The sequence below is a fragment of the Atlantibacter hermannii genome, from assembly GCF_009907385.1.
GTDB classification, from domain to species: Bacteria; Pseudomonadota; Gammaproteobacteria; order Enterobacterales; family Enterobacteriaceae; genus Atlantibacter; species Atlantibacter hermannii_A.
Map to the genome: position 1 here is coordinate 1 of NZ_JAAATR010000106.1, position 14,085 is coordinate 14,085.

Consider the following 14,085-nt stretch of genomic DNA (forward strand, 5'->3'; position numbering starts at 1 on the left):
GTGTCGATTCTTAATGTGTTTGTAATCACAGAAAAAATCATAAATCGGACATGATGTCCGATTTGACAAGCTATTTTTCTGAAAAGGGCAGCACGCGCGTTTTCAGACAGCAATAGAGCGATTTTATGCGTAATGTCTTTTTTTACTTACCGGACAGTCTTAATGAAATGGTGCGGGCATCTCATTAACGTGTAGACAGAGGTGGTCGGCAATAAAAAAGGCGATGAATCTTCATCGCCTTTTTTGATCCTGAATGAGCGCTTAAACGCCCTGTTCCAGAATACGGATATGGGTTTCCAGCACGTCGCCTTTCACCGCTTCGCTCCAGGCTTTCATATGCGGCGTTTGAAGGTGCGCTTCAAGATGCGGCACGCTTTCCCACTGCTCCAGCATCACGATGGAGTCGGGCGCGGTGAACTGGAAGCTCACCTGGGCATTCACATCCACCAGCGGCGCATAGCCGTGGCAGCCTTCTTCCGCCAGCACGGTGGGAATAATTTTGGCGAACTGATCCAGCACCGCCTGGCGATGATGTGCGCCCGGACGCGTGCGGATTTCTGCAATAACTGTCAGCATGAAAAACTCCTTGTGATAAATCCTTAGAACAGCAGCCGCAGGCGGCAAGCCGCGGCTCTCTTAATCAGGATAGAGTAACAGGCATTCAGTTAAGCAAAAATTGCCGCCAGATGCTCGCGATATTCTTGAATATAACGCGGCACGTCCGGCATTTTGATCACGTCATTAGTGATAAAGGTCGGCAGCGCGTCCATGCCCAGGAACTGATTAGCCTTATGGAACGGCAGATACACGCCGTCGACGCCCACGCCGTGGAAGAACTGATCTTCGTCGGTGAACGCATCAAGCGGCGCGTTCCAGGTCAGGGAGAGCATATATCTGGTGCCCTGAATCAGGCCGCCGGAGCCGTACTTTTTGCTGGCGTCAGAGCGGGTACGGCCATCGCTGGCGTACAAAGTGCCGTGGCCTTCAGTGAACACGTCATCAATGTATTTTTTCACGGTCCACGGCGCGCCCATCCACCAGCCCGGCATCTGGTAAATCACCACGTCGGCCCAGACGTATTTCTGCACTTCGGCCTGAATATCGTAATCGCTGTCGGCGCGGGTCACCTGAACATCGTGTCCGAGGTCGCGCAGAAAGCTGTGCGCGACGTCGGTCAGGGTGTCGTTAAGCTGGCCTTTAGAGTGCGCGAATTGTTTTGCGCCGTTGATGATAAGCACGTTGCTCATTATTTATCCTCGAATAATTGCATTTGGCATGAATGATAACGGATCGTACGGGACGGTAAAATTAGCAAAAAGTGCAAAGACTTTTGCCAGATGAGCAATAATCAACGTCTGAAGCGGTTATCTGATTACTGGTGTTAAATACAGGAAAGATCCCATCCCACGCTGGGACTCGCTCTTCAGATAAGGTACTATCTGCGGCAATATTGCCGCTACTTCACCCTGCGGCCCCTGTTCGAGGTATAACGATTAATGAGTGACATAACTCAGGATGGTGCAGAGCGTCTTGCGCTGCATGAGTTCACGGAAAACGCCTATCTGAACTACTCCATGTACGTCATCATGGACAGGGCGTTACCCTTTATCGGCGACGGTTTAAAACCGGTACAGCGCCGCATCGTGTATGCGATGTCGGAACTGGGCCTCAACGCCAGCGCCAAGTTTAAAAAATCGGCCCGTACCGTGGGCGACGTGTTGGGTAAATACCATCCGCACGGCGACAGCGCCTGTTATGAGGCGATGGTGCTCATGGCCCAGCCGTTCTCCTATCGTTATCCGCTGGTAGATGGCCAGGGGAACTGGGGGGCGCCGGACGATCCGAAATCCTTCGCGGCGATGCGTTATACCGAATCACGCCTGTCAAAATATGCCGAACTGCTGCTCAGCGAGCTGGGCCAGGGCACGGTGGATTTCGTGCCTAACTTTGACGGCACCTTAGACGAGCCGAAAATGCTGCCGGCGCGGGTGCCGAATATTCTGTTAAACGGCACCACCGGCATCGCGGTGGGTATGGCGACGGATATTCCGCCGCACAACCTGCGTGAAGTGGCGAAAGCCACCATCAGCCTGATTGATAACCCGAAAACCACCCTGGATGACGTGCTGGATATTGTTCAGGGCCCGGATTACCCGACTGAAGCGGAAATCATTACGCCGCGCGCCGAGATCCGCAAAATCTACCAGAGCGGCCGCGGTTCGGTGCGTATGCGCGCGGTGTGGAAGAAAGAGGACGGCGCGGTGGTGATCACGGCGCTGCCGCACCAGGTTTCCGGCGCGCGCGTGCTGGAGCAAATCGCCGCCCAGATGCGCAATAAAAAGCTGCCGATGGTGGACGATTTACGCGACGAGTCGGACCATGAGAACCCGACGCGTCTGGTGATCGTGCCGCGTTCCAACCGCGTGGATATGGAACAGGTGATGAACCACCTGTTCGCCACCACCGATCTGGAAAAGAGCTATCGCGTAAACCTGAATATGATCGGTCTGGATAATCGCCCGGCGGTGAAAAACCTGCTGGAGATCCTGACCGAATGGCTGGCGTACCGTCGCGATACGGTGCGCCGCCGCCTGAATTATCGTCTGGAAAAAGTGCTCAGGCGCCTGCATATCCTGCAAGGCTTGCTGGTGGCGTTCCTGAACATCGACGAAGTGATTCACATCATTCGTAGCGAAGATGAGCCGAAGCCGGTGCTGATGGCGCGTTTCGAACTGAGCGAAACCCAGGCTGAAGCCATTCTTGAGCTGAAATTGCGCCACCTGGCGAAGCTCGAAGAGATGAAAATCCGCGGCGAACAGGATGCGCTGGAAAAAGAGCGCGATCAGATCCAGGCGATTCTGGCCTCCGAGCGCAAAATGAATACCCTGCTGAAGAAAGAGCTACAGGCCGACGCCGAGGCTTATGGCGACGACCGCCGCTCGCCGCTGCATGAGCGCAGCGAAGCGAAAGCCATGAGCGAGCACGACATGCTGCCATCGGAGCCGATCACCATCGTGTTGTCGCAGATGGGCTGGGTGCGCAGCGCCAAAGGCCACGACATCGACGCGCAGGGCCTGAGTTACAAAGCGGGCGACAGCTGGCTGGCCTCCGCGAAAGGCAAGAGCAACCAGCCGGTGGTGTTTATCGACTCCACGGGCCGCAGCTACGCCATCGACCCGATTACGCTGCCATCGGCGCGCGGGCAGGGTGAGCCGATTACCGGTAAACTGACGCTGCCGCCGGGCGCGGTGGTTGAGCAGATGCTGATGGGCAATGAGGATCAGAAGCTGCTGATGGCCTCGGATTCCGGCTATGGCTTCGTCTGTACTTTCAACGATTTGATTGCCCGCAACCGGGCAGGCAAAGCGGTGATCACCCTGCCGGAAAACGCCCATGTGCTGCCGCCGATCGAAATCGTCAATGAACAGGACATGCTGCTCGCAATCACCGCCGCAGGCCGCATGCTGATGTTCCCGGTGTCCGATTTGCCGCAGTTGTCGAAAGGTAAGGGGAATAAAATCATCTCAATTCCATCGGCGGAAGCGGCGAAAGGCGACGATAAGCTGGCGCACCTGCTGTTGCTGCCGCCGCAAAGCACGCTGACCTTCCACGTCGGCAAACGCAAAATCAAAATGCGCCCGGAAGAGCTGCAAAAAGTGCACGGGGAACGCGGGCGTCGCGGCACCCTGATGCGCGGCCTGCAACGCATCGACCGTATCGACGTGGATTCGCCGCTGCGTCCTGACGCGGGAAATAGCGAAGAGTAATCAAGCGCCGACCATCGCGGCAGCGTGAGTTGTTCTCTCGCTGCCGTTACCGCGCAGTACGTCAGCGTAACTTTTTTATAACTCAGCCATTGTGTGTTGATGCGTCGCGCATAAGAATACGCGTTTGGGAAATCAGCCGTATTGTGCCGCGGTCATCCTTGACCGGAGCGGTGTTTTTGCGACAAAGCCAGTATACTTGTCTGCGACAAGGGCTTCAGAGGTAGTTATGTTACTTATTCTTCGTATTATTTTTGTCGTGATCTACTGCATTGTTGTTTGCATTCTGGGTTGTATCTGGTGCTTGTTCAGCCCGCGTAATCCGCGCCACGTCGCTACCTTTGGCCATATGTTTGGCCGCCTCTCCACCGTTTTTGGATTGAAAGTTGAAAAGCGTCTGCCGCCGGATGCCGATAAGTTCGGTAATGCCATCTTCATCGCCAACCATCAGAATAATTACGATATGGTGACGGCGGCAAACGTTGTGATCCCGCCGACGGTGACGGTGGGTAAGAAAAGCCTGCTGTGGATCCCGTTCTTCGGCCAGCTCTACTGGCTGACCGGCAACCTGCTGATCGACCGCGACAACCGCGCCAAAGCGCACGGCACCATCGCTCAGGTGGTAAACCAGATTAAAAAGCGCCGCATCTCTATCTGGATGTTCCCGGAAGGCACCCGCAGCCGCGGTCGCGGCCTGATGCCGTTTAAAACCGGCGCGTTTCATGCCGCGCTGGCGGCAGGCGTACCGATCATCCCGGTTTGCGTCTCCAACACCCACAACAAAATCAATCTCAACCGCTGGAAAAATGGCCTGGTGATTGTTGAGGTGATGCCGCCTATCGATACGTCCGCCTGGCAGAAGGATCAGGTGCGTGCGCTGGCGACCCATTGCCGTGAAATCATGGAAGCCAAAATCAAAGAGCTGGACCAGGAAGTGGCCGAGCGCGAAGCATCAGGCAATATCTAAGTTTTACCTCGCGGGGAGCCCTTCCTCGCGATGTTGATAGTTTACACGGAGCAAAGTATGTCATTCAGTCGGCGTCAGTTTATTCAGGCATCGGGATGGGTTCTCTGTGCAGGCGCAGCGCCACTGACGGCACATGCGGCAGGGCAGCAGCAACCGCTGCCGATCCCGCCGCTCCTTGAATCACGGCGCGGTCAGCCGCTATTTCTTACCCTGCAACGCACCCACTGGTCGTTTACGACCGGTACCCGGGCGCAGGTATGGGGCGTCAATGGCCGCTATCTGGGGCCGACGATTCGCGTCTGGAACGGCGATGACGTCAAACTGATTTACAGTAATCGCCTGGCTGAAAACGTAGCGATGACGGTGAGCGGTTTACAGGTTCCCGGCCCGCTGATTGGCGGCGCGTCGCGCATGATGTCCGCCAGCGCCGACTGGGCGCCGGTGCTGCCGATCCGCCAGTCAGCGGCGACGCTCTGGTATCACGCCAATACCCCCAATCGCAGCGCCCAGCAGGTTTACAACGGCCTGGCGGGCATGTGGCTGGTGGAAGACGAGGTCAGCAAAGCGCTGCCGATCCCCAACCACTACGGCGTGGACGATTTTCCGGTAATCATTCAGGACAAGCGGCTGGATAACTTCGGGACGCCGGAATACAGCGAACCGGGCAGCGGCGGCTTTGTTGGCGACACGCTGCTGGTCAACGGCGCGCAAAGCCCGTATGTGGAGGTGTCGCGCGGCTGGGTGCGTTTGCGCCTGCTGAACGCCTCTAACGCCCGCCGTTATCTGTTGCAGATGAGCGATGGCCGCCCGCTGCACGTGATTTCCAGCGACCAGGGCTTTCTGCCCGCGCCGGTTTCCGTCAAGCAGCTTTCCCTCGCGCCGGGCGAACGCCGCGAAATCCTGGTGGATATGACCAACGGCGATGAAGTGTCCGTTACCTGCGGTGAAGCGGCGAGCATTATGGATCGCCTGCGCGGCTTCTTTGAGCCGTCGAGTATTTTGATCTCCACGCTGGTGCTGACGCTGCGCCCGACCGGCCTGCTACCGCTGGTGACCGATACGCTGCCGATGCGTTTGCTGCCGAACAACATTCTGGACGGCAGCCCGGTGCGCAGCCGCGATATCACGCTGGGCGACGATCCGGGTATTAATGGTCAGCTGTGGGATATGAAGCGTCTGGACATCACTACTCAACAGGGCTCCTGGGAGCGCTGGACGGTACGTTCCGATTCGCCGCAGTCGTTCCATATTGAGGGCGTCCAGTTCCTGATCCGCCATGTCAACGGTGCCGCGCCGTTCCCGGAAGATCGCGGCTGGAAAGACACGGTGTGGGTCGACGGGCAGGTAGAGCTGCTGGTTTATTTCTCGCAGCCGTCCTGGGAGCACTTCCCGTTCCTGTACGGCAGCCAAACGCTGGAGATGGCGGATCGCGGCTCAATCGGCCAGATTCTGGTGAACCCGGCACCGTAAACTTTTCGTTCCCTTTTCCCAGCGGGAAAAGGGGCGTAAAGGATTTGTTATTACCTCTTCTTTTCTGGCGGCGATACAACGTATAATCGCCGCCCTTTGTCTATTTTTTTACCACCCCGGAAGCATTATGAGCGCTATAAGTCTGATCCAACCCGATCGCGACCTTTTCTCCTGGCCCCAGTACTGGGCCGCCTGTTTCGGCCCGGCGCCGTTCTTGCCGATGTCCCGTGAGGAAATGGATCAACTTGGCTGGGATAGCTGCGACATCATTCTGGTTACCGGAGATGCCTACGTCGACCACCCGAGCTTCGGGATGGCGATTTGCGGGCGCATGCTGGAAGCCCAGGGCTTTCGCGTCGGCATCATCGCCCAGCCGGACTGGAACACCAAAGACGACTTTATGCGCCTGGGTAAACCGAACCTGTTCTTCGGAGTGACGGCGGGCAACATGGACTCCATGATCAACCGCTACACCGCTGACCGTAAGCTGCGCCACGACGACGCCTATACGCCGGATAACGTGGCGGGTAAACGTCCCGATCGCGCAACGCTGGTTTATACCCAGCGCTGTAAAGAAGCGTGGAAAGACGTGCCGGTGATCCTCGGCGGCATCGAAGCCAGCCTGCGCCGTACCGCGCACTACGACTACTGGTCTGATACCGTGCGCCGCTCGGTGCTGGTGGATTCCAAAGCCGACATGCTGATCTTCGGCAACGGCGAGCGCCCGCTGGTGGAAGTGGCGCACCGTCTGGCGCAGGGCGAGCCGGTGGGGCAGATCCGCGATGTGCGCAATACCGCAATCATGGTGAAAGAGGCGCTGCCGGGCTGGAGCGGGGTGGATTCTCGCATCATCGATATGCCGGGCAAAATCGACCCGATCCCGCATCCTTACGGCGAAGATTTGCCGTGCGCGGATAACAAGCCGGTTGAACCAAAGAAAGCCGAAGCGAAGGCCGTTGTCGTGCAGCCGCCGCGTCCGAAGCCGTGGGAAAAGACTTACGTTCTGCTACCGTCGTTTGAAAAAGTCAAAGGCGACAAAGTGCTTTACGCCCACGCGTCGCGCATCCTGCACCATGAAACCAATCCGGGCTGCGCGCGTGCATTGATGCAAAAACACGGCGAGCGTTATATCTGGATTAACCCGCCCGCGATCCCCCTGTCTACCGAAGAGATGGACAGCGTGTTCGCTCTGCCGTACCAGCGCGTGCCGCACCCGGCGTACGGTAACAGCCGTATTCCGGCGTATGAGATGATCCGCTTTTCGATCAACATCATGCGCGGCTGCTTCGGCGGCTGTTCATTCTGTTCGATCACCGAGCATGAGGGTCGCATCATTCAGAGCCGCTCAGAAGACTCGATCATCAACGAAATCGAAGCCATTCGCGACACGGTTCCCGGCTTTACCGGCGTGATCTCCGATTTAGGCGGGCCAACCGCCAATATGTATATGCTGCGCTGTAAATCGCCGCGCGCGGAACAAACCTGCCGCCGCCTGTCGTGCGTCTATCCGGACATTTGCCAGCATATGGACACCAACCACGAGCCGACGATCAATCTCTATAGCCGGGCGCGCGATCTGAAAGGCATCAAGAAGATCCTGATCGCTTCCGGCGTGCGTTACGACATCGCCGTGGAAGATCCGCGTTACATCAAAGAGCTGGCGACGCACCACGTTGGCGGCTATCTGAAAATTGCGCCGGAGCACACCGAAGAAGGCCCGCTGTCGAAAATGATGAAGCCGGGCATGGGCAGCTACGATCGCTTTAAAGAGCTGTTCGACACCTACTCTAAACAGGCCGGTAAAGAGCAATACCTGATCCCGTACTTTATCTCCGCGCACCCCGGGACGCGCGATGAAGACATGGTAAACCTGGCGCTGTGGCTGAAACAGCGCCGCTTCCGTCTGGATCAGGTGCAAAACTTCTATCCGTCACCGCTCGCCAACTCCACCACCATGTATTACACCGGCAAGAACCCGCTGAGTAAGATTGGTTATAAGAGTGAAGACGTGGTGGTGCCGAAAGGGGATAAACAGCGTCGCCTGCATAAAGCGCTGCTGCGTTATCACGATCCAGCCAACTGGCCGCTGATCCGTCAGGCGCTGGAGGCGATGGGTAAAAAACATCTGATTGGCTCACGCCGCGATTGCCTGGTGCCTTCGCCGACCATTGAAGAAATGCGTGAAGCGCGCCGCCAGAATCGTCATACCCGCCCGGCGTTAACCAAACATACGCCGGTGGAGCATCAGCGGCAGACGCCGGCTGACAACAAAAAACGCGTTAAAAGCGCTGCCAAAGCGCGTCAACGTTAATGAGAAAAGGGGGAATGATTTCCCCCTTTTTTACGCTCAATACAGCCCTAACACCTTCCACCACGCCAGGCCTACGCCCATAAAAATGGCCTGATTCACGAGGCTGACCACAAACCCGGTGCGCCACCATATGCCAGTGGGCACGTACCCCGCGCCGAACAGGATCGGGCCGCGGGCGTGGGTATATTGGGTTAATGAGCAATACAGGCTGCTGCTGAACGCCAGCATAAACGCCAGCGGGACAATCGGCAGGCCGAGGTGACTGCCCACGCCGAGAAACACCGCATACAGCGCGGCGATTTGCGCGTTGCCGCTGGCAAAGAAGTAGTGAGTATAAAAATACGCTGCGTTAAGCAGTAACAGCACCACAATCCAGCTGGTTCCCTGCAACGAACTCGCCAGGCTTTCCCCAATCACGTTACCAAACCAGGTGGTAAAGCCGAGTTTCTTAAGCTGGTTCGCCATCATCAGCAGGGCCGCAAACCAGATCAGCGTATCCCACGCACCTTTTTCGCTTTTGACGTCTTCCCAGGAGAGGACGCCGCTTAACAGCAGCACCGACAGACCGACAAACGAGGCGGTAGTCGGGTCAACGCCCAGCGTATCGCCAAAAATCCACAGCACCAGCAGCAGCACGATGGTGCCGAGCATCAGCCATTCGCCTTTGGCGATCGGCCCCATTTTTTCAAGTTCGCTGATAGCCAGTTTTGGCGCATCGGGCGTATGGGTAATCGTGGGGCGCACCAGCGCATAAACCAGTAACGGCACCACGATCAGCGACACCAGGCAGGGTAGCAGCGCCGCTAAAAACCAGCTTCCCCAGGTGATCGTTACCCCGGCGTTAGCTGCCAGTTTCACCGCCAGCAGGTTGCCGGTATAGCCAGTCATAAACAGCGCGGCAGTGACGTCATTGACGTTGCCGATACAGGCAATCAGAAAGGTGCCGATCTTGCTGCGCGATTCATCTTCCGGTCGGGAATCAAAACTACGGGAAAGCGCATCGGCGATGGGGTAAATCACGCCGCCGCAGCGCGCGGTATTGCTGGGCATCGCCGGAGAAAGGATCAAGTCGGCAAACGCCAGGCCCCACGCCAGCCCCAGGGTGCGCTTACCCAGCAGGCGGATCATTTGCAGCGCGATGCGCCGTCCGAGACCGGTTTTGATAAACCCGCGCGCGATCATAAACGCCACCACGATCAGCCAGATCAGCGAACTGTTGAGTTCGCTCAGCGCGGTGGTAATGGCATCGCTGGCTTTCACGTCGCCCGCAGCGCGTACCAGGGCAAACACCGTAATGCCGATAATCCCCACCGCGCCAATCGGCAGCACGTTCGCCACGATGCAGACGATGGTGGCAACGAAAATCACCGCGCTGTGCCAGGCGGGAAGGGTTAATCCGCCGGGAGGGGGAAGCTGCCATAGCAGCCCGGCCGGGATCAGAATCACAATCAGCTTAAGCCAGTTAACGGCTCGGGAAGGCGTCGCACCCACGATGAAATCCTTATCAGAAAGTTATTATAAACGGTGAATCATTCAGGTTGCGAATAATTCATTGATAGATAAGCATTTTATCGATGGAGCGGAAGGGGGTTACTGTTCAAACGCAGAAATGAGGATTAAAAAATTCTGAAAAAACCCGGCGCCGGGCGCCGGGTTGATAAGGATTAACCGCCGAACTGATCCGGGTCCGGCCCCAGCCGTTTACCCTGATCGAGTTTAGCAATATCGCCGAGTTCATCTTTATCAAGACGGAAATCCCAGACGTCAAAGTTTTCCACGATACGGGAAGGCGTGACCGATTTCGGGATCACCACCAGCCCGCAATCCAGATGCCAGCGGATCACGATTTGCGCCGGCGTTTTGCCGTATTTATCCGCCAGTTCGCGGATCACTTTCTGGTCAAACACCCCTTCGCCCCCCTGAGCCAGCGGGCTCCAGGATTCCGTCTGGATCTTGTGCGTGGCGTTCCAGGCGTGAAGCTGGCGCTGTTGCAGCAGCGGGTGAAGTTCGATCTGGTTGATCACCGGCGTGACGCCCGTTTCATCAATCAGGCGTTGCAAATGGTTAATCTGGAAGTTACACACCCCGATGCTTTTAGCGAGCCCTTGCTTTTGCAGCTCAATCATCCCTTTCCAGGCGTCGACATAGCGATCGATTGCCGGCACCGGCCAGTGCATCAGATAGAGATCGACATGATCGAGCTTAAGCTTCTCAAGACTCTCTTCCAGCGCCTGTTGAGGACGCTGCTGATCGTCGTTCCACAGTTTGGTGGTGATAAACAGTTCTTCACGCGGAATGCCCGCGCTGTGAATGGCTTGCCCCACGCCCTGTTCGTTTTTGTATGCCGCAGCGGTATCAATGGAGCGATACCCCACCTCAAGCGCTTTATGGATCGCGGGGACGACTTCGTCATTCCCTGCCTTCCACACGCCAAGGCCGAGCTGTGGCATAACATTACCGTCCTGAAGCTTAATTACGGTCGGATTTGCCATAAATTCCTCCTTTTGGAATACCCCGCAAGGTGCAGCGGGGTAAGTCGAGTGACTTAATTCTGGACGAAAAAGCCGAAAACGAAAGGTCGGTCGATAAAAAGCTTAGCGCGCGGCTTCGTAAATTTTACGGCTCACATCCAGGGTAATGTCTTTGTGTTCACCGAGTTTCGTCATGCCGTGTTCTTCCAGCTTCGCCAGCAAACCGGGGATAGAAGTGCCGTCGAGACCGTAGCCGGACAGGGTAGTCGGCACGCCCATCTGCTCGAAGAAATTACGGGTCGCGGCAATGGCGGCATCAATACGCGCATCTTCGCTGCCTTCGGTGATATTCCAGACGCGCTCCGCGTATTGCAGCAGTTTGGCGCGTTTTTCGTTGCGCTTGATGTTGAGCAGCGACGGCAGCACCACCGCCAGCGTCTGCGCATGGTCGAGACCGTGCATCGCGGTGAGTTCGTGGCCCAGCATATGGGTCGCCCAGTCCTGCGGCACGCCCGCGCCGATCAGGCCGTTCAGCGCCATGGTCGCCGCCCACATCACGTTGGCGCGCACGTCATAGTTTTCTGGTTCTGACAGCGCTTTCGGGCCATCTTCCACCAGCGTCAGCAAAATGCCTTCCGCGAAGCGGTCCTGCACTTTGGCGTTCACCGGGTAAGTGATGTACTGCTCAACGGTATGAACAAACGCATCCACCACGCCGTTCGCAACCTGGCGCGGTGGCAGGGTAAAGGTATACACCGGATCGAGAACCGCGAATACCGGCTGCACGAACGGGGAATGGAACGCCTGTTTGTCGCCGGTGGCGCGACGGGAAATCACCGCGCCTTTATTGGATTCAGAGCCGGTGGCGGGCAGGGTGAGTACCGAACCCATCGGGATGGCGCGGGTGATTTTGCTGCCGGAAGTCTGAAGAATTTCCCACGGATCGACGCCGTCCGGGTAGTGCGCGGCGGCGGCGATAAATTTGGTGCCGTCCAGTACCGAACCGCCGCCGACGGCCAGCAGGAAGGTCACGTTCTCCTTGCGGGCTACTTCAACCGCTTTCATCAGTGTTTCATAGGACGGGTTCGGCTCGATGCCGCCGAATTCCAGCACGTCCAGGCCTTTCAGCGCGTCATACACCTGGTCCAGCACGCCGGTTTTCTTGACGCTGCCGCCGCCGTAAGTGATCAGCACGCGGCTGCCTTCCGGAATTTGCGCCCGCAGCTGAGCGATGGAATTTTTACCAAACAGGATTCGGGTTGGGGTATGCAGATCGAAATTATTCATGGGAACTCCCGTTAAGTGGGTGAACAGAGAGCCACAGCGTGGCGATGGGATATATTGTGGGCGCGGCTACCGGGATGCTCAATGCTCATTTCTGCCGGTGTCTTGCCTGTTTCTCCAGAGCGCTGGAGGATCCGCAATTTTTTGCGCACAATGTGAAGCGTGAATATTAACCACGGCGTAGCGAGTCATGAACCGTCAGCAAATCTGCCAGCACCTGGCAAATAAAGTTAACCTTCTGAAAAATAATGAGGAAGAAATCAGCGCGCTGCTGCCGGAGATCCGCCTGCTGTACGGCACCCAGCCGCACCCGCGCACGCCAGTGATGTATCAGCCTGGCATCATATTTCTCTTTTCCGGCAATAAGACCGGTTACCTTAACGATCGGGTGTTTCGCTATGACGCCAACGAATACCTGCTGCTGACGGTGCCGCTGCCGTTTGAGTGTGAAACCTTCGCCACGCCGGACACGCCGCTGGCGGGCATTCGCATCAACGTCGACGTTCAACAACTGCAAACCCTGCTGATGGATATCGGTGAAGACGACGCGTTTCACCCGGCGCAGTGCGCCAGCGGGATTAACTCCGCCGTGCTTTCCGATGAAATCCTCTGCGCCATTGAGCGGTTGATTGACGTGCTGGATAAGCCGCTGGATGCGCGGATCCTCGGGAAATCGATTATTCGTGAAATTCTCTACCACGTGTTGATGGGGCCGCGGGGCGGGGCGCTGCTGGCGCTGGTCAGCCGCCAGACGCATTTCAGCCTGATAAGCCGCGTGCTGAAGCGTATTGAAAACCAGTACACCGAAAACCTGACCGTGGACCAGCTGGCGCTGGACGCCAATATGAGCGTCTCGGCGTTTCACCATAACTTTAAGTCGGTGACCAGCACCTCGCCGTTGCAGTACATCAAAACGTTCCGCCTGCATAAGGCCAGAATGCTGATTGTTCACGACGGGATGAAAGCCAGCGCGGCGGCGATGCGCGTGGGTTATGAGAGCGCATCGCAGTTCAGTCGGGAATTTAAACGCTATTTCGGCGTGACGCCGGGAGAAGACGCGGCGCGGATGCGCACCTTGCAGGGATAGCCATCACCCCGCCTGGCGGCGAGGTGATCGATCAGGCAAATTTTTTCTTCAGAACGACCGTCAGTGCGCCAATAAAGCCCGCCACCAGCAGCACGATGGGCAGCACCATCAGGAAGGTCATCACCTGATCTTCATGGCGCTTCACGAAGGGGATCATGCTGAGCGCATAGCCGAAGCTGGTCACCACGCCGACCCACAGAAACGCGCTGAGCCAGTTAAAGAACTGGAAGCGACGATTGGACAGGCCGGAAATGCCCGCCATTGTCGGCAGCAGGGTGCGAATAAACGCCAGAAAACGCCCGGCCAGCAACGCCAGCAGGCCGTGTTGGTCGAACATGCAGGTGGCGCGCTGGTGATATTTCGTCGGCAGTTGCTTCAGCCAGCCTTTTACCGTTCGGGTATTGCCCAGCCAGCGGCCTTGCACGTAGCTCAGCCAGCAGCCGAGGCTGGCGGCGGAGGTCAGGATCAGCATGGTCGGCACGAAATCCATCACGCCTTTAGCTACCAGCGCGCCTGCCAGCAGCAATAAACTATCACCGGGTAAAAATGAGGCGGGTAACAGCCCATTTTCCAGAAACAGCGTGGCAAACATCACGCCGTAAACAATGCCGACAACATGCGGGTCCGCCAGCGCAGCGAAATCATGCTGCCAGAGCGCGGAAACAATATTCTGAATAACAACCATGGATAATCCTGACGAACAGCGTGTATAGGGTTATTGTAATCGCAAA

General features: G+C 57.0%; 11 protein-coding genes. 5 read left to right on the forward strand and 6 right to left on the reverse strand.

All coding sequences use genetic code 11. The annotated features are described in order from the left end of the window. Positions 1-261: 261 nt before the first annotated feature. Together GV764_RS20170 and GV764_RS20175 are read right to left on the reverse strand one after the other, a co-directional pair. Positions 262-576 carry a putative quinol monooxygenase gene (locus GV764_RS20170; protein WP_161661729.1) on the reverse strand — a complete coding sequence of 105 codons (315 nt, stop codon included), beginning with the start codon at positions 574-576 and terminating at the stop codon, positions 262-264. Between the two features lie 89 nt (positions 577-665). Next, positions 666-1,247, reverse strand: coding sequence for an NAD(P)H-dependent oxidoreductase (locus tag GV764_RS20175; RefSeq protein ID WP_161661731.1), 582 nt, complete (start codon positions 1,245-1,247; stop codon positions 666-668). Between the two features lie 249 nt (positions 1,248-1,496). Here GV764_RS20175 and parC point away from each other — a divergent pair, with 249 nt between their 5' ends. The 4 genes from parC to GV764_RS20195 all read left to right on the forward strand — a co-directional run bounded on the left by parC (position 1,497) and on the right by GV764_RS20195 (position 8,512). Further along, complete coding sequence (parC, locus tag GV764_RS20180) at positions 1,497-3,767, forward strand: DNA topoisomerase IV subunit A (protein WP_161661734.1); 2,271 nt, start codon at positions 1,497-1,499, stop codon at positions 3,765-3,767. Between the two features lie 226 nt (positions 3,768-3,993). Next, entirely contained in the window at positions 3,994-4,731 is a 738-nt protein-coding gene (locus GV764_RS20185) for a 1-acylglycerol-3-phosphate O-acyltransferase (RefSeq protein WP_161661736.1), read from the forward strand. A 57-nt stretch (positions 4,732-4,788) separates the two neighbouring features. Beyond that, the gene (gene ftsP / locus GV764_RS20190) at positions 4,789-6,201 is read left to right on the forward strand and encodes a cell division protein FtsP (protein ID WP_161661738.1); all 1,413 of its coding nucleotides are present in this window, start codon (positions 4,789-4,791) and stop codon (positions 6,199-6,201) included. Positions 6,202-6,328: 127 nt separating this feature from the next. Next, positions 6,329-8,512, forward strand: a complete 2,184-nt coding sequence (locus tag GV764_RS20195; RefSeq protein ID WP_161661740.1) for a YgiQ family radical SAM protein — start codon at positions 6,329-6,331, stop codon at positions 8,510-8,512. Between the two features lie 36 nt (positions 8,513-8,548). Here the strand turns inward: GV764_RS20195 and GV764_RS20200 are convergent, their stop codons facing one another. The 3 genes from GV764_RS20200 to yqhD all read right to left on the reverse strand — a co-directional run bounded on the left by GV764_RS20200 (position 8,549) and on the right by yqhD (position 12,270). Further along, entirely contained in the window at positions 8,549-10,003 is a 1,455-nt protein-coding gene (locus tag GV764_RS20200) for a DASS family sodium-coupled anion symporter (protein WP_161661743.1), read from the reverse strand. Between the two features lie 173 nt (positions 10,004-10,176). Continuing rightward, entirely contained in the window at positions 10,177-11,004 is an 828-nt protein-coding gene (gene dkgA / locus GV764_RS20205; RefSeq protein WP_161661745.1) for a 2,5-didehydrogluconate reductase DkgA, read from the reverse strand. 102 nt (positions 11,005-11,106) lie between these two features. After that, complete coding sequence (yqhD, locus tag GV764_RS20210) at positions 11,107-12,270, reverse strand: alcohol dehydrogenase (RefSeq protein ID WP_161661748.1); 1,164 nt, start codon at positions 12,268-12,270, stop codon at positions 11,107-11,109. A gap of 187 nt (positions 12,271-12,457) precedes the next feature. On the opposite strand from yqhD, the gene GV764_RS20215 reads away from it, so the two are divergent. Then, positions 12,458-13,354, forward strand: a complete 897-nt coding sequence (locus GV764_RS20215) for an AraC family transcriptional regulator (RefSeq protein WP_161661750.1) — start codon at positions 12,458-12,460, stop codon at positions 13,352-13,354. Between the two features lie 31 nt (positions 13,355-13,385). Here the strand turns inward: GV764_RS20215 and GV764_RS20220 are convergent, their stop codons facing one another. Then, positions 13,386-14,039: a DedA family protein gene (locus tag GV764_RS20220; protein WP_161661752.1), complete on the reverse strand. Its 654-nt coding sequence runs from the start codon at positions 14,037-14,039 to the stop codon at positions 13,386-13,388. Positions 14,040-14,085 lie beyond the last annotated feature (46 nt).